The 16,528-nt window shown below is 52.9% G+C and carries 14 protein-coding genes and 1 tRNA gene; 8 read left to right on the forward strand and 7 right to left on the reverse strand.

All coding sequences use genetic code 11. The features are described 5' to 3' along the window. Positions 1 to 51: 51 nt before the first annotated feature. Positions 52 to 3,105, forward strand: coding sequence for an amidohydrolase family protein (locus G7064_RS17420; RefSeq protein WP_166074575.1), 3,054 nt, complete (start codon positions 52 to 54; stop codon positions 3,103 to 3,105). Between the two features lie 67 nt (positions 3,106 to 3,172). After that, on the forward strand, positions 3,173 to 4,486 hold the full coding sequence (locus tag G7064_RS17425) for an amidohydrolase family protein (RefSeq protein ID WP_133273641.1): 1,314 nt from the start codon (positions 3,173 to 3,175) through the stop codon (positions 4,484 to 4,486). 195 nt (positions 4,487 to 4,681) lie between these two features. On the opposite strand, the gene G7064_RS17430 is transcribed toward G7064_RS17425, so the two are convergent. Together G7064_RS17430 and gntA are read right to left on the reverse strand one after the other, a co-directional pair. After that, the gene (locus G7064_RS17430) at positions 4,682 to 5,272 is read right to left on the reverse strand and encodes a DUF1989 domain-containing protein (RefSeq protein ID WP_166074576.1); all 591 of its coding nucleotides are present in this window, start codon (positions 5,270 to 5,272) and stop codon (positions 4,682 to 4,684) included. Continuing rightward, positions 5,241 to 5,933 carry a guanitoxin biosynthesis heme-dependent pre-guanitoxin N-hydroxylase GntA gene (gene gntA / locus G7064_RS17435; protein WP_166074577.1) on the reverse strand — a complete coding sequence of 231 codons (693 nt, stop codon included), beginning with the start codon at positions 5,931 to 5,933 and terminating at the stop codon, positions 5,241 to 5,243. Before gntA ends, G7064_RS17430 begins: the two co-directional genes overlap by 32 nt. Before the next feature lie 402 nt (positions 5,934 to 6,335). Here gntA and G7064_RS17440 point away from each other — a divergent pair, with 402 nt between their 5' ends. From G7064_RS17440 to G7064_RS17465, 6 genes are all read left to right on the forward strand, one after another. Then, positions 6,336 to 7,010: a response regulator gene (locus tag G7064_RS17440; RefSeq protein ID WP_133273638.1), complete on the forward strand. Its 675-nt coding sequence runs from the start codon at positions 6,336 to 6,338 to the stop codon at positions 7,008 to 7,010. Positions 7,011 to 7,414: 404 nt separating this feature from the next. Continuing rightward, positions 7,415 to 7,621, forward strand: a complete 207-nt coding sequence (locus G7064_RS17445; RefSeq protein WP_166074578.1) for a hypothetical protein — start codon at positions 7,415 to 7,417, stop codon at positions 7,619 to 7,621. Positions 7,622 to 7,786: 165 nt separating this feature from the next. After that, positions 7,787 to 9,829 carry an RICIN domain-containing protein gene (locus G7064_RS17450; RefSeq protein ID WP_166074579.1) on the forward strand — a complete coding sequence of 681 codons (2,043 nt, stop codon included), beginning with the start codon at positions 7,787 to 7,789 and terminating at the stop codon, positions 9,827 to 9,829. 154 nt (positions 9,830 to 9,983) lie between these two features. Then, positions 9,984 to 10,901, forward strand: coding sequence for a DUF6929 family protein (locus tag G7064_RS17455; RefSeq protein WP_166074580.1), 918 nt, complete (start codon positions 9,984 to 9,986; stop codon positions 10,899 to 10,901). A 96-nt stretch (positions 10,902 to 10,997) separates the two neighbouring features. Then, positions 10,998 to 11,846 carry an oxidoreductase gene (locus G7064_RS17460; protein WP_166074581.1) on the forward strand — a complete coding sequence of 283 codons (849 nt, stop codon included), beginning with the start codon at positions 10,998 to 11,000 and terminating at the stop codon, positions 11,844 to 11,846. A gap of 549 nt (positions 11,847 to 12,395) precedes the next feature. Continuing rightward, positions 12,396 to 13,610 (forward strand): aminopeptidase, encoded by a 1,215-nt coding sequence (locus G7064_RS17465; protein ID WP_166074582.1) that lies wholly within the window; start codon positions 12,396 to 12,398, stop codon positions 13,608 to 13,610. 111 nt (positions 13,611 to 13,721) lie between these two features. Here G7064_RS17465 and G7064_RS17470 read toward each other — a convergent pair whose 3' ends face one another. The 5 genes from G7064_RS17470 to G7064_RS17490 all read right to left on the reverse strand — a co-directional run bounded on the left by G7064_RS17470 (position 13,722) and on the right by G7064_RS17490 (position 16,519). Next, positions 13,722 to 14,444, reverse strand: a complete 723-nt coding sequence (locus G7064_RS17470) for a M48 family metallopeptidase (protein ID WP_166074583.1) — start codon at positions 14,442 to 14,444, stop codon at positions 13,722 to 13,724. A 99-nt stretch (positions 14,445 to 14,543) separates the two neighbouring features. Continuing rightward, positions 14,544 to 14,625: transfer RNA gene (locus tag G7064_RS17475), tRNA-Leu, on the reverse strand. A gap of 19 nt (positions 14,626 to 14,644) precedes the next feature. After that, positions 14,645 to 15,178: a Fe-S protein assembly co-chaperone HscB gene (gene hscB, locus G7064_RS17480; protein WP_166074584.1), complete on the reverse strand. Its 534-nt coding sequence runs from the start codon at positions 15,176 to 15,178 to the stop codon at positions 14,645 to 14,647. A 98-nt stretch (positions 15,179 to 15,276) separates the two neighbouring features. After that, a complete protein-coding gene (locus G7064_RS17485) occupies positions 15,277 to 15,567 on the reverse strand; it encodes a putative quinol monooxygenase (RefSeq protein ID WP_166074585.1) in 291 nt (96 codons plus the stop codon). Positions 15,568 to 15,745: 178 nt separating this feature from the next. Further along, entirely contained in the window at positions 15,746 to 16,519 is a 774-nt protein-coding gene (locus tag G7064_RS17490) for an S-adenosyl-l-methionine hydroxide adenosyltransferase family protein (RefSeq protein ID WP_166074586.1), read from the reverse strand. Between the last annotated feature and the right edge of the window lie 9 nt (positions 16,520 to 16,528).

The following is a 16,528-nucleotide window of genomic DNA, read 5'->3' on the forward strand; positions in this document are numbered from 1 at the left end:
GCAAGGTTGGCGCGCATACTTCTTTCGTTCTTTACCTAACCCAAAACCTTAATGCATACTTCTATTCCTCGATTGGGACTGGTGGGTGGGCTGGTCCTGAGTAGCCTCGGCGCCTACGCTCAAACCAGCACATTTCCCCGCAACGGCGTGTACGACCAGCGACCGGGCCTGTACGCTTTCACCCACGCCACCATTTTCACCGATTACAAAACCAAGCTCACCGACGCTACGCTCCTGATTCGGGATGGCAAGGTAGAAGCGGTGGGCAACAACGTGAAGATTCCGGCTGGTGCCGTGGTGCAAGACTTGAAAGGCAAGTACATCTACCCTGGCTTCGTGGATTTGGCCGCTAGCTATGGCTTGCCCGAAGTAAAGCCAGCGGAACGAACCGCTCGCCGGCCGCCGCCACAGTTCGAAAGCAAAAAAGGCGGTGCCTACGACTGGAACCAAGCCGTGCACCCCGAAACCGACGCGGCCAGTGACTTCCGACTCAACGAAGAACAGGCCGATGCATATCGTAAGATGGGCTTTGGGGCGGTGCTCACGCAGCAGCCCGACGGGATTGCCCGCGGTACCGCGGCGCTCGTAACGCTGGCTACCACCGGCCGCCGCGAAAACGAGGTTATACTTACTGACAGAGCTGCTGCTGGATTTTCCTTTAACAAAGGCACCAGCACCCAGAATTATCCCGGCTCGTTGATGGGCAGCATCGCGCTGCTGCGCCAAACGTATCTGGACGCCGAATGGAATCAGCGCAACCCCACCAAAGAGCAGAACTTGTCGTTGCGCGCATTTCAGGAGCAGCGCCGTTTGCCCCAGTTTTTTGAGGTGAGCGACAAGCTGAACGCCCTGCGGGCCGACAAACTAGGCGATGAGTTCAAAACGCAGTTCATCATCAAAGGCCGCGGCGACGAGTACCAGCGCATTGCTGACATCAAGGCTACCGGCGCCCCATTTATCCTCAACCTTAACTTCCCGGATGCTTACAACGTGGACGACGTGTATGACGCCTCGCGCATTCTATTGGAAGATCTGAAGCATTGGGAAATGGCCCCCGCCAACGCAGCTTTGCTTGCTAAAGCCGGCGTACCCATTGCGTTGTCAGCTACTGATCTAAAAGACAAAAAGAAGTTTCTGCCCAACCTGCGCAAGGCCATCCAATATGGTCTGAGCGAAGAGCAAGCCCTGCGTGCCCTTACTGCTACGCCCGCCGAGCTAATCAAAGCCCAGGATAAAGTAGGCAGCTTGAAGCCGGGCCTGACGGCCAATTTCCTGGTCTGCTCGAATCGGTTGTTTGCTGAGGATAACGTGATGCTCGACAACTGGGTGCAGGGCGAACGCTACCAGCTAAGCAACCTGCCTGCCGACTACCGCGGCGTGTATACATTGCAGGTAGGTAATCGCCCCGCCGTGCAAATGCGGTTGGCAGGTAAGCCTGAAGCGCCGGAGCTGAAAATAGCGTTGGCACCTAAAGACACTGTCCGGGGGGCAATTTCAGTGCAGGGCGAGTTGGCTACCATCGTGTACAACCCCACGCCCAAAGACAAAACTACCTCCGTGCGCCTGAGTGGCTACTTTACGCCCGAAACCCGTCAGTTTCAGGGTGACGGCCAATTGCCCGATGCAACACTCGTGAAGTGGTCGGCGAAGCGCCAGGAGGTAGCTAGCCAAGCTGCCAAGCGCGACTCGGCTAAAGCGCCTGAACCCATTCAACTCGGTTCTATGCTGTATCCGTTTGCGGCCTACGGGCGTGCGGCAATGCCTCAGCAGGAAACCGTGTTAATCAAAAACGCCACCGTGTGGACCAGCGAAGCCGCTGGTAAGCTGGAAGGCACCGACGTATTGCTGGTGGGGGGCAAAATTTCCAAAGTCGGCAAGAATTTGTCGGCTAAGGATGCCCGCGTAATTGATGGCACAGGCAAGCACCTCACGCCCGGCATCATCGACGAGCATTCGCACATCGCCGTAATCGGTGGCGTAAACGAAGGCACACAGGCTGTTACTTCGGAGGTGCGCATTGGTGACGTGCTCGACCCCGAAGACGTGGATTTGTACCGGGACTTGGCGGGCGGTGTTACGGCGGCTCAATTGCTACACGGATCAGCTAATCCCATCGGAGGCCAGTCGCAGCTGATCAAGATTCGCTGGGGCGGTGCTCCCGAGGATTTGAAAGTGGCGGGCGCTGACGGGTTTATCAAGTTTGCATTGGGTGAAAACGTAAAGCAGTCGAACGCGGGAGAGGCCAATGTGCTGCGCTTCCCGCAGTCGCGTATGGGCGTGGAGCAGGTGTTTGTCGATGCCTTCACGCGGGCAAGGGAGTACGAAAAGGAGTGGGCCGCTTACAACAAGCTCAGCAAAGGCAAGCAGAAAAAAGCCGAAGCCCCGCGCCGCGACCTTGAGCTAGATGCTCTGGTTGAAATCCTTAATAACAAGCGCTTTATCACCTGCCACAGCTACGTGCAGAGCGAAATCAACATGCTCATCAACGTAGCAGACCGCTTGGGCTTCAAAGTGAACACCTTCACGCACATTCTGGAAGGCTACAAAGTGGCCGACAAAATGAAGGCCCACGGCGCAGCGGCCAGCACCTTCGCCGACTGGTGGGGCTACAAAAATGAGGTGCGCGACGCCATTCCCTACAACGCCGCTATCATGCACGACGCTGGTCTCACGGTGGCCATCAACTCGGATGATGCTGAGATGAGCCGCCGCCTCAATCAGGAGGCTGCCAAGACGGTGAAATATGGTGGCTTGTCGGAAGAGGAAGCCATGAAGCTGGTTACGATCAACCCGGCCAAAATGCTTCATGTCGACAATAAGATGGGTAGCATCAAGGAAGGCAAAGATGCCGACGTGGTGCTGTGGAGCGCTCATCCGCTCAGTATTTATGCTCACGCGGAGCGCACATTCGTCGATGGCCGCCAGATGTTTGACATCGAATCGGATAAAGTGATGCGCCAGGAAATGGAGAAAGAGCGCCTGCGAATCGTGCAGAAAATGCTGGCTGCCAAGAAAGGCGGTGCGCCTACTCAAACGCCGGTCGCCAAAGCAACTGGCCATTTCCACTGCGACTCGGTAGGGGAGGAGAAGGAATTAGATAAGTAAAAAGTAAAGCCATTCCCGCCCTCACAAGGGTAAGAGAACTGCATTACAAACCCATAGAAACTCAATCATGAAGCATATACTTCTTTCTTTAAGCCTGCTTACTGCCGTATCAGCGGCGGCGCAGGTTCCGATGCCCGCTCCGGCCCAAGGGCGACCTATTCTGCTGGTGGGGGGCAATTTGCACGTAGGCAACGGCACCGTGGTGCCCAACGCGGCCGTGGCCTTCGATAAGGGCCGCATAACGTATGCTGGCGCGCAGAACGGCTTTACCCAACGCGAAGGCTACGAAGTAGTTGACGTAAAGGGTCAGGAAATTTATCCTGGTCTGATTTTACCAAACACCACCCTAGGTCTTACCGAAACCGAGTCGATTCGGGCAACGGTGGATGAGCAGGAAGTAGGCACGATGAACCCCAACGTGCGCTCGCTTATTGCCTACAACACCGACTCCGATATCATCCCGACGGTGCGCACCAATGGCGTGCTGCTGGCCCAGATTACGCCTCGTGGCGGCATGCTTTCGGGTCAAAGCAGCATCGTGCAACTTGACGCCTGGAACTGGCAGGATGCAGCCGTACGCGCCGATGATGGAATGCACTTGAACTGGCCGCAGATGATTCTGAAGCTGAGCCCAGCGGAGGACGAGAAAGCAGTAGAAAGGCGCATCAAGGAGCGTCAGACGCAGCTGCGCGAGCTGGAAGTGATGTTCACGGAAGCGGCTGCTTACAAGAATTTGCCCTCCAGCCGCCGCGAAAACCTTCGCCTCTCCGCGTTGGGGGGGATTTTTGATGGTTCCAAAACGCTGTTTATCCACGCCGACTACGGCAAGGAGATTATAGAAGCGGTGAGTTTTGCCAAGCGCTTAGGAGTGCAAAAAGTAGCCGTTATCGGCGCCCGCGACGCATGGATGATGCTCGACTTTCTGAAGCAGCACGACATTGCCGTTGTCCTGTCACGCACGCACGCGTTGCCCCGCCGCCCCGGCGACGACTACGACCTGCCCTACAAACTGCCGCATATGTTGCAACAAGCGGGCATCCGTTTTTGCCTCGATTATGAAGGCAGTATGGAAACAGCCGGCTCCCGCAACTTAGCTTTTATTGCGGGTACTGCTGCCGGCCACGGTCTCACGCAAGAGCAGGCTGTTACGGCTGTTACGCTGAGTCCGGCCCGCATCCTAGGTATTGATAAAGACTACGGGAGTCTCGAAAACGGCAAAAGCGCCACGCTAGTCGTGAGCACCGGCGACCTGCTGGACATGCGCACGAACAACATCACTCATGCCTACATAGATGGCCGCGCTTTCAGCCCAGAGAATAAGCAGGTGTATCTGAACCGGAAGTTTCGGGGCAAATATGGTATGCCGGTGGGAGTGAAGTAAGGAGGTAAGAAGCTGACTAAAAAAGCCCCCCAGAAGATTTCTGGGGGCTTTTTCTATTTGTGTTATGCAGAGGCGGAGCCGAAGCATCTCGCGTGTTTAGTGAGAATGGTAATCAGACGTCAGCACGCGAGATGCTTCGGCTCCGCCTCTGCATGACCGTCTTATTAAAAAGATTGGATGGTAGAGGCAGCTACATCAACCTTCGATTTGATAGCCAATGGGCTTGAAGGCGTAATTGTTCGACATTTCTGCTGAGCAGGCTGTTAATCCTACCAGCAAATCCATTTTAGCCTCAAGTAACACATAATCACCAGCTTTGCTTTTGGGCGGGAGCACATCCACCTTGCCGGTATTGCCATCCACAGTTACGTGCATGAAGATGTTGAAGCAAATGGGAATGGCATCGGGGCTGATACCATGCTCCGCGAGAGCAGCACTAAGGTTGCCGAAGCAGCCGCGGTGTGGCTGCTTGTGCCCGTAGATAATGCGGAATGTATCGGCGCTACAAGGCGTAAGCAGAAAGTCGTGGCGGCCCACCGTATCCTCCACCATGTCAAACATGATGTTGCTGCGGTTGGAATAGAAAGGGTGTCCTTTGGTCAGGAAGATGGTTTCGGCGTAATCTATAGTGCGGCCGGAAGAAAGGTATTCGGCCTTATCCTCCAAGTTATAGCACACAAAGTCAGCCACTTGTTCGCCCTGGATATCGACCACTCGGAGGCGCTGGCCCTTTTTTACTAAGAAGGAAGTACCGCTACGCGGCGGTATGATGGTTAGCTGCTGCATGTTGACTTAAAAAAGGGCATTTCCAGGCTTGGTCGTACACCTTGCCACTGTATTGGTACACTTCGGATGCTTGGCCGTAATCTTCCAACATCGGGTTGATGGAGCCGGAAAACGCCACATCGCGGGTGCGAATGGTGTTGCGCAAACCATCGTAGCGGCTGTTCGCCCGAATCTGCTCAAACTGCGCATGGGCATTAAATACCAGCGTAGGATACTTAAACCGGCGGGCCAGCCGGCTACTACCAGGATGCAAGCCAATGATAAAAAAGGCCTCTTCCTTAAGGCTAAAGCTGAAATCGGGGGAGTTGGGGTCAGACACTACACGCTTGTCGTAGCCGTAGCGCTGCGCATCTAGGTTGGATAAGGCCTGTAAGCGCTGCCACAAAAACTCTTCAAACTGAGCTTCGTTGGGGTTTTCAGGCCCTTTGAAAATGATGGCCAAGCTGTGATATAGCTTAGTCGACTGCCGGTATTCATCCACAAAGTCATAAATGAATTGCAGAATGGCTGTGTCGTCCTTAGGGCAGGCCATATGATCTACTACCAAGCACTTTATCTGATTCCAGGTAAGGGCAGTCTTGGCAGCTACACATGGGAATTCTTTGTTATTTATAAAATCGAAGTATTCCGATGATATAATATTATATTTAGTATCAAGCATATAAGCTACTCAGGTGAAACGAAGCGTACACGGAATAATTAAAATCCTGGCTTTCGTTAACGAGTAGATTATTTGGAAGGTTGAGCTTTTTGCAAGAAAAAGTTAAACAGAACAGTAACGTTTGTTTTGTTAAATACGCTTTTACGCAGTAAAAAAGGCCTTTTTTTATTTTTGTTTCGTTAGGTTTGGAGCTCAAAGAAAACCGCAGCGACGCTGGTAGTTTCTATTTTAAGCTAGTTTCAGTTGCGCCTTTAAAGCAATTGATACGACACGCTAGAAACTATCATACAAGAAGATTTAACGTATATTTCTAAATGCTGTTGATGAAAACTTATCTGGGCATGTTGCAATCTGCGGTGGATAGCAGCTGCGTAGATTATTCTGCTTGATAATTTGCGCTATATGAACGAGCCAGTAGCCGACGGTTTTATTGCTGTGTTGGTGCTTGATGATCACCAAATGGTGATTGAGGGCGTGAAGACGCTGCTGAAATCAAAGCCTAATATCCGGGTGGTAGCCGAAGCAAATCGGGGGGCTGATGCGCTGCAGTTGCTACTTAAGCACCCGGAAGTGCGGGTAGTACTCACTGACCTGAGTATGCCTCAAATGTCGGGGCTGGAATTTATTCGGGCGGCGCGTGAAGTCAACGAGAATCTGCGCATCGTGGCGCTGAGCATGTTTTTTGACCAAGCATCCGTCACCGACGTGCTTAACGCTGGCGGCTGTGGCTACATGCTCAAGAGTTTGGGCCCGGATGAGCTAATCCATGCTATTGAGCAAGTGGCTTCGGGCCACACGTACTTTAGCCCGGAGGTAGGCTCGATGCTGCTGCAAAATATGGAGCTTGCTACCCTGAGGCCAACTCCTACAGTAGGTGCCCCTGTGCCCCTGACCCAACGGGAGCGGGAGGTGCTCGAGCTAATCAGTAAAGAGTACTCCAATCATCACATTGCTGAAAAGCTGTTCATCAGCGAACGAACGGTGGAAACGCATCGCAAGAATATCTTAACCAAGACCAACTCTAAGTCGATTATTGGCCTTATTCGCTACGCGCTTCGCTACAAGCTTATACAGTAAATGCAACTTTCTGCATACTCTTAGCCTCTACAGTTTGTGGGGGCTTTTTTTATGCGTTTTGGGCAAAGTTGCCGGCCCTACGATCAAGAATCATTTTAGGTTACGCACTGAGGGTGAGATTTATCCGAATCAATAAAGCCTTTAATTAAGCTTTAAATGCACTATTCGTAGGTAGTATCCGGGCTAGTACGGATGTTAGGTTACGTACTGCCCCAGACATAAAATTACGGGGAAATACGCATTTACATTTGGATATTAAATAGGCTACCTTAGCATCGTTCAAAAAGATGTTTCAATCTTCATAGTTGGCAAACACAGAAATAGAACTTGTTCTTTTCGCCACAGGTATCACTTTCCCTACAATTTCTACACACCAAAATTTCACACTATAAAGCAAACTTACCATGCCGTCCAAGATCCTTTCCTTCATTTGCCACGCTCCCGGAATGATGCCTGGGTCGTATCCATCAGTTCCGACTATGCCTACCTCTCGGTCTGCTGAGCGCAAGGTAGAAGCCAAGAGCACCGCCGCTCCAACTGGCCACTTCGCAGCTATTTATGAGAACGACCGGTTCGTTCGCTTCAAGTACATCAACAATGCTATTAGCTAATTACCGCTTTATGCTTAGGTAACGTTAATCCTATCGATATTTCTTATAGCTACACTTATCATTATCAACCGCCGCTCTTGCCCTAGGCAAGAGCGGCGGTTCTCGTTTGGGACTAAGCAGTTCAGATTTACGCTAACTTGCGGCCCAGTCCATTTAATCGCGTGCATGCTCCCTTCGCCGCTTCGCTTTCTGCTCTTTTTACTGGCCTTCGCTACGGCAGGCCCACTTTTCGCCCAAAACACGCCTTTTATTCCTGATGAGAAGGCTTACTATGGCATTGCCGCCCGTGGTAGCGGCCGGTCGCTGGATGTAGCCAATTCCTCGCTTGAGTCGGGGGCGGCTATGGTGCAGTGGGAGTTTACCCACGCCCCTAGCCAGCAGTGGCGCTTTGTGCGCGTGATGCCCGGCAGCGACTATTTTCGGATTGAGGGTCGCCAAAGCGGTAAATGCCTGACAGTAGACAAACCCGATGAAAATGCCCCCCTGGTGCAGCGGCCCTATACAGGCAGCCTGTATCAGCAGTGGCGCTTGGTGCCAGGCGGGCCGGCGGGCAGCCTGCAACTCATTAGTAAGGGCAACGATCGCTGCATCTCTGTAGCCTCGGCCGATAAAGCCAACGGAACGCCCGTGGTTTCGCAGAAGCCCGCCAACCGAGCTACCCAGCAATGGCGCTTATTCAGGCTTCGTCTGAATGTGGATGCCAGCCTACCCGGCTTTGGACCACCCCAGGCTTTGAATACCCTGAACACATCTGGAAATGAGCTGCAACCCGTGCTGGCGCCCGATAACTCGACCTTGTTTTTTGTGCGCACCAAGTTTGCCGGCAATATGGAAGGCAACGCTGAATCGGGGGATATCTGGATGAGCCGCTCCGTGGATCAGGGCCGCACCTGGAACCCGGCCACACGCTTCGATGGGCTCAATACGCCCCAGCACAACGGCGTGATGGCCGTAGTAAAGGATGGTTATTATCTATTGGTGCGCGGCTACTATGAGCGCGACGGTACCTTTCACGATGATGGTATTTCGCGGGCTGCTCGTAATGTGGGGGGCAAAAATGGCAACCGTACTGAGCAGCTGGATATTATCAACTATTACTCCACCGGTACAGCCACTACTTTTTTTCAAACAAACGACGAGAAGGTTCTGCTGCTCTCTTTGGAGCGGCCTGAAGGCTACGGCGGCAACGATATTTATATCAGCCAGCCGGCGGGCAAAGGCTCGTGGTCAGAGCCGCGCAACCTAGGCGACATAGTGAACTCGCCGGGCTTTGAATTTGCCCCCTGGCTTTCTCCCGATGGCAAAACCCTTTACTTCTCTTCCTACGGCCACGGCGGCTACGGCAGCGCCGACATCTTCGCCAGCACCCGCCTCGACGACTCCTGGACCAAGTGGAGCGAGCCGCGCAACCTAGGGCCCACGCTCAATGGGCCGGGCTTCGATGCATATTTCAGCCTCACGCCTGACGGCAAACAGGCGTATTATGCGGCCTCCCGCACGGCTAATGGCCCCGCCGACTTATTCCGAGTAGAGGTTGGCGTAGTGCCTCCCGACTCCATAGTGGAAAAGGTGCCTGCGCCTACTTTTGCGGTTGCCCCACCACGGGCGCTGCTGACGGGCCGCGTTATTAATGCGAAAACCCAGCAGGCAGTAGCCGCCGAAGTGAAAATCGCGAGTCTGGGGGGCAATTTCTCGTACAATGCCACCTCGCGCGTAGAGGCCGGCACGGGCACTTACCAGTTTACGTTACCGCCCGGCCGCTACCGGCTATCGGCGGTAAGCGGAGGGTTCCTGACGGCTACGGACACGCTTACCGTTACGGCACCGCTCACCCGCAACCTCCTTTTGGTGCCCGCTGGAGTCGGCTCACGACTGGAGTTGCCAACGCTGATTTTTGCCCAGGGCAAATACAATCTGCTCGGAGCATCTTACGCGGAGCTGAACCGCTTGGCCGGCACTCTCACCGATAATCCCACGGTAAATATTCGTCTGGAAGGCCACACCGATAACCAAGGGAATGCGGCTCTTAACCAGAAGCTGTCGGAGGATAGGGTGACGGAAGTGAAGCGCTACCTCGTAAGTCGCGGTGTAGCCGAGGACCGAATCAGCACCGTAGGCTACGGCGGTACGAAACCGCGCGCCAGCAACGAGCGCGAAGAAACCCGCCGCCTGAATCGGCGCGTGGAGTTTACTATTACGAAGGAGTAAACTCTATTTCAACTAGGTTTCCTAGTACATTCTACCGACGCATATGCGTCGGTAGAGTAGGGGATGCGTTGGCTATTGAGTGCCAAAAATGCCCCCCAGCGGCGCCCGTACGTATGTTAGCGAGAGAACAACGTTAGCCAGTGCAGCTTATCACATGAAAGCAACCATTCTGCGCCAGTTTGATTTGCCCGACCTGCCCTCGGCGTCAGGGGTAGAAGTGGTTGGCGACACAGCCTATATCATCGGCGACGATTCGCCTTTTCTCTATTGTTTTGATGCGCGGGCCCTCAAGCCCAACGGCCGTATCACCCTTTTCGAAACGGTGCATTTTAGCTCCGGTCGTTTGCCCAAAAACCTTAAGCCTGACTTGGAGTGCCTAACAGCCGTACCCGCAGCCGGCGGCGACACGGCCCTGCTCGTGTGCGGATCGGGAGCTACAGCGGAGCGGGAGAAGGGATTCTGGGTGACGCTGCCCAAGCAAGCGGGTGCCGGAGCGGCAGTATATCCTCTGTCTTTGAGTACTTTATATACTGCACTTCGTAAGGCCTTACCTAAGAGCGTCGTGTTGAATCTGGAGGCTGCGGCCGCCACCACTACAGAGTTGCTCCTTTTTCAACGCACCGTGGGCTCGGGCGCAGGAAATCTGTTGTTTCGGCTGCCTTTGCAACAGGCATTAGACTTCATTCAGCATCGTTCGAGCCAGCTGCCGAGTATTCAAACGCAGTTTTATCAATTGCCTACCATCGCAAAGATACCAGCTGGCTTCTCCGGAGCCACTACGCACAAGGGCAATCTGTTTGTAACGGCCTCCGTAGAAGATACCAGCGACCCCGTAGCCGATGGTGAAGTGCTAGGCAGCTTCGTAGGCATGCTGGACCTTGCGCAGCGTTCCAACCGACCACTACAGACGCGCTTCACCCAACTGATTCTACCCAATGGCCAACCCTACCGCGGCAAGGTAGAAAGCATAACCGTGCGCCGAGAAATTGCCCCCCAACGCTACGAATTGCTACTCGTCACCGACGATGATGCCGGCGGCTCCACCGCCGTGCTCGTGGAATTGGAGGCTTAGCGACCAATTGCCTAAACCCTAAGGCAGGATTCGTAGTTAAAAAATCCAGCCGTACCTATTTCGGTCGTTAAGTATCCATTCTTGTTTATCTGAACAATGCCAACCACCACTAAAAACTGGTTTATCACAGGCGTAAGCACTGGCTTCGGTGCTTCGCTAGCCGAATTGCTTTTACAAAAAGGCGACAAAGTAGCCGCCACCTTCCGCCAACAGCAACAAGCCGACGAGTTCACCCAAAAAGCAGGCTATAATGGTCGTGGCTTCGTCTGCGACGTGACAAATGAAGCTGAGGTAAAACAGGCCGTGGCTGACGCTGTGCAAGCGCTAGGCCACCTCGACGTAATTGTAAATAATGCGGGCTACGGCTCCCTGGGCAGCATCGAGGAAATTACCGCTGAGGAAGTCCACCGCCAATTCGATGTGAATGTATTTGGCCCTCTGCATGTCCTACGAGCCGTGTTGCCTCATTTGCGCGAACGCAAAAGCGGCCACGTAATCAATATTACCAGCATTGGGGGGCTAAAAACCTTCCCTGGCGTAGGGGTTTATAATGCCTCGAAGTTTGCGCTTGAAGCTATTGGCGAAAGCCTGGCTCAGCAGGTAGGGCCGTTGGGAATAAAAGTGACCAACATTGAGCCCAGCGGCTTCCGCACTGACTGGGCCGGCCGTTCTGCCAGCTTCGTCGATACTCAGATTGAGGACTACCGGGCCACGGTTGGCGAAAACCTCAAAGGCATTCAGAGCTATAGCGGCCGCCAGCCCGGCAACCCCGACCGCGCCGCCCAAATCATGTATGACCTTGTGCGCCAAGAGAATCCGCCGCTGCACCTGCCCCTAGGCAAAGCCGCTGTGAAAGGCGCCCGCGACAAGTTTACCAGTTTGGTCAAGGAGCTAGAAGAGGTAGCTGAAATTGGTAATTCAGCCGACTTTCCAGAAGGCGCTTAATATTATATACAAGCAATACAAAAAGCCCGGGAGCAACTAGCTTCCGGGCTTTTTGTATTGCTCAAAAGCATTGGAAGTTAGTATTTCATGTATTTGCTTCAATTGCTCTCGGGTTAGATATTTTTTGAGTTATGAGCAGCGGGCGCATACGCTACCTATGCTAGCTGGCGCGTTCTTTTTGAAGAGACTTTTTGTCGCTGCAGTTAATCAACAAGACACGCTAAAAGGCGATTTTTCCACTTTAGTAGCATCAGTCGATATAAGACAACAACTGGCCAGGAAAGCCACCGAACAAGGCTCGTATTAATTATTTGGCTACCAATTATATATATAAAAGCGCCACAGCTATGAAGAAAGGGGGAATGATAAAATGATTAAAGCAGTTCCCGTATTTATATAGAGATAGTTATAAATATTATATGTAATATTAAAAAACAGTTGCTTTTACGCGTTACCAATTTACTGTTCATTACCAAAGGTCTGGGACAGCTGTGGCTGCCCAGATTTTTCTTTTTTATCCATATACCCCTCACCCCAATCCCCATTAGCATGAAAAATCGTTACCTCCAAACCAGTGGGCTACTCGGCCTGCTATTGCTGGCTAGTCCTGTCTTCGGGCAAAACTATGAGCAGATCGCCAAGCAAATCGTCAACACTTCTGCGGGCGTCAAGCCCGGAGAGCTAGTAATGATTACCGGTGGCAAGCATACCCTGCCGCTAATGGAAGCTATTGCAGTGGAAGTAGCCCGCGCAGGGGGGCAACCGAATATGCTGCTGAATACGGACAAAGTAGCCCGTGCCACCAGCGTAGAAATGCCTGAATCAGCGATTCAAGCCTCGAAATCCAGTAACTGGCTATTAGGGGCAGATGTCCTCATCTCCCTACCTAGTGTAGAAGACACCAAAGCTGTACTCGCAGGCACAACGCCGGAACGCCAAGCCAAATTCAGTAAAGTGGCGGCCGAAGCCGGCGTAAACCAAAAGCTGGATGCCACCAAATTGCGGGGTGTCTCGGTAACCTTCCCTAGTAAGAGCTTTGCGGCGAATCAACAGATGGACTACGCGAGCTATGAACAGATGGTTTGGGCGGGTATTGGTACTGATTATGCGGCCATTTCAGTCCAAGCGCAACAAATCAAACAGTTGCTAGCGACAGGTAAAAAAGTCCATATTACTTCTCCCTCGGGCACAGACCTGACCTTTCAGCTTGCTGCCCGCCCGATGTTTGTTGACGATGGCGTGCTAACTGCCGCCGATCAGCAGGAAAAGATGATTCTGAACCGCACGGTGGCCCTGCCTGGGGGACGGATCTATGGTACCTGCCAGGAGACCTCCGGCACGGGCCGGTTAGTGGCCTCCCCCAGCACGTGGAATGGCAAACCGTTTCAAGGCTTCAAGGCTGAGTTCAAAGGTGGGCAGATGACGAACGCGAAGGCTGAAGTGGGGGACGAAGATTTTCAGAAGTGGTTGGCGCTGAATGATGCTAGCCTGATGAAGCTCGGCTATTTTTCAATCGGCTTGAACCCGGCCATGAAGGTGCAGGAGCAGAAAGGCTATACCCCGGCTACGGCTGCGGGTATGGTACTAGTAGGAGCTGGAGGCAATGAACTGCAGGGCGGGCAAAACAAGGGTGGCACTGGCATTAATCTCGCCATCGCCAACGCGACGGTGGAAGTGGACGGCCAAGTAATTGTCCGCAACGGCCAACTCGTGTCGCCTACTACGGCCAAAGCCGCCTCGGGAGGCAAGAAAATGCAGAAGTAAGGTAGTCAATTGCCGTTCGAAGCCCCACACCCTCTAGCTGAGGATGTGGGGCTTTTAGTATTAGCCGATTGTATTGAAACTATAATACCTCAACTCCTACGCAAAGCACCTTTAATCCGCATCTGACCCTGATGCAGTGCCCAGCGTTACTTGGCTCAACTCTGCCTTATAGGTCCGCCAATCGGGCATAAACTGGTCCATGAATCCCCAAAAGCGGGCGTTATGGTAGCGCTCATGCAGGTGTACCAACTCATGCACTACCACATATTCCAAGCAGAGTGGGGGGCGTTTTATCAGCTCCAGATTGAGCCAGATGCGCTTTGCCTGAATATTACAGGTGCCCCAGCGCGTTTTCATTTGCTTTACACCCCAAGCTGTGGCTTGCTTTCCTACAATTGGCTCCCACTTAGCAAGTAACGCTGGCAACTGCTCTTTCAAGCGCGCCCGATACCAAGCTGTTAGCACGCTTTCGCGCTGCTCCTTAGAAGCGTCTTGTGGTATGGATAACTCTAGAAACTGCTCATCCCGAATGGCCACTCGTGGCCGCCCCTTCGCTTCGAGTATTTGCAATTGATAGGCCTTGCCTTTAAAAAAATGCGCCTCCCCCGATACATACGCAAGGGCAACAGGCCGCTCACGCGCCGCAAATTTTGCCTGATGCTTCAGAATCCAAACTCGCCGGGCTACTACAAATTCTTCGATGGTGCTGGCAGCCATGCGCATTGGAGCCGCCACGCGCACTTTGCCATCGGGGGCATATACCGTCAGGCGTAGTGTGCGGATGTTTTTGCGCACTACTTCTATTTGCAGGCCGTCGATGTGTATGTGTGCCATTCGGAGTGAATGCATTAAATCACTGAATGCAAAAAGCCTGAAAAATCGCATCCGTTTCCAGATTATCGATTTCTCAGGCTTTTCGTTTCTGCTACTCTGTACCCAGAGCCGGAGTCGAACCGGCACACCTTGCGGTATTGGTGTTTGAGACCAACGCGTCTACCGGTTCCGCCATCTGGGCTTCACTACGTTCCCACGACTCAGGAACGGGTGGCAAACTTAGCCAGACTTTCCCGAATACGCAACAAGTATCGGCGTTTCAAATAATAGGTGCGCACTTGTTGTAGGGCTTGAGGACGTACATCGGGGGGCAAACCGGGGTAGCCAATGAGTACTGGCTCGATGCCCGCATCGAGGGTTGCGGCTATGGCATTCACCTCATTCTCAACACTTGCCACTACATTGGGATCGGGCTCCATCTCAAGTTCCATCAGCTGTTCGTTCAGCTCCATTACTTCCATTAAAAAATCGGAAGGAATTTCCTGTTTGCCTTCTTCCAGCAGATTATGTCGGCCAAGAATGTAGGCCATGCGCTGATCGGGGTCGGAGAGCGTGCGGTAGGCGTTGGTGTTTTGAGTGGCCAGATGCAGAATTTCCTGCTGGCGCTCCGCTGGTGCAGTAGCGTGAAAATCGGGGTGAAACTCGCGACTGAAGGCGTAATACTTCTGTTTTAAAGTAGCTTCATCCAGCTGAAAGGATTCGGGTAAGTCGTAGAATTCAAAGTAATCAGTCATGAATTGCGGAGTTGGGAAATGGTCTGAACTCACTAGTATGGGTGCCTAGCTCATTCAGTAGAAACAAAAAGAAGCCATAATTGGCCTACCCAAGCTGGCTATGGGGCAATGGGGTGTACGGAGAAGGCTTGTGCTGGGGCTGCAAACAAGGCCTTAATAGCTGGCCAAACTTCGCCAAATAGCGCTGACTTACGATAAGCGTTGAGCGCCTCCTCTGATTCCCAATGGCTATAGGTGCAATAGATATGAGGCGTATTAGCATCTTGCCACAACTCTAAATGCTGACAACCCGGCATCTGACGAATTCGAGTTTCGGTGGCCCGAAAAAGCTGTAAAAAGGCAGGGATGTTTTCTGCCGCAAATGTCATGCGCACGATTCGGATAAGCATAGGTGAGAATAGCTTTTTAAGAAACGAGAAATGCCCCCCAAAGGAAGGCATTTCGTAGTATGACACGTTGACCGATTTAATTTAACATAATATATAAACAAAATATTATGTGCCTTAGGAGGCTCAAATCGCTCTTTTGCTAGGTGATACTATTGGCTTTTGGTAGCTTAAATAGTACTCAATTTGAGTCGAGCGCAAAGCGCACATCTACCTGCGAATCGAAATAAAGCCCTAGCAATTCGGCTGCATTACCCTGGTTAATGCCAATGCAAAGTACTTCTTGGCTGTTATAAATGCATACTGCTTCGCCGGGCGCAGTAGCTTGAAAGTGGGGGGCAATTTCGCGCACGGTTTCGCGGGCGAAATGCACGGCGCAGGCGCGGCCGTGGCCTACTGCTTCAATAGCGGTGCGGGTGATGTTGGTAATGAGGTTACCGTAATGATCCACATGCACCACGTGGCCCGTGATGCGGTGATCCTGGATGCGCAGCTGACGGTTGAGCAGCTGATATAGCTCTGTAGTTAGCGGACCAAGATCTTCGAGCGAACTACCTTGGGCTAGATGAACGGCGGCCGGCGCCAGAATATCGCGGGTAGGAGAGGGCGTATCCTGGGCGGGCAGGCGCACTACATCGGCCGGGCGGCCATCGGTGAGCAGAGTAAGCAGGCCGTTGTCGGCGGCCAGAAAATAATGACCTTCAAACTGTACAGCATGCCACCGCCCCTGCGCTCCACCGTAATCATTGATACCTAGGAGGTGCACTGTGCCTCGCGGAAAATCACGAAATACCGCATTTAGAACGTGTAGGGCGTGCGCGATGTTAAAGGGTTCTATAGCATGTGAAATGTCCATTACGGGCTGCGTAGGGGCCAATTGCAGTAGGCGCGCCTTCACGGCGGCTACGTAATGGTCGCGGTAGCCAAAATCGGACAGAAACGTAATCAACCCCATTGCCGGAAA

Source organism: Hymenobacter sp. HDW8 (assembly GCF_011305775.1).
In the GTDB taxonomy this organism is placed as follows: Bacteria; Bacteroidota; Bacteroidia; order Cytophagales; family Hymenobacteraceae; genus Hymenobacter; species Hymenobacter radiodurans.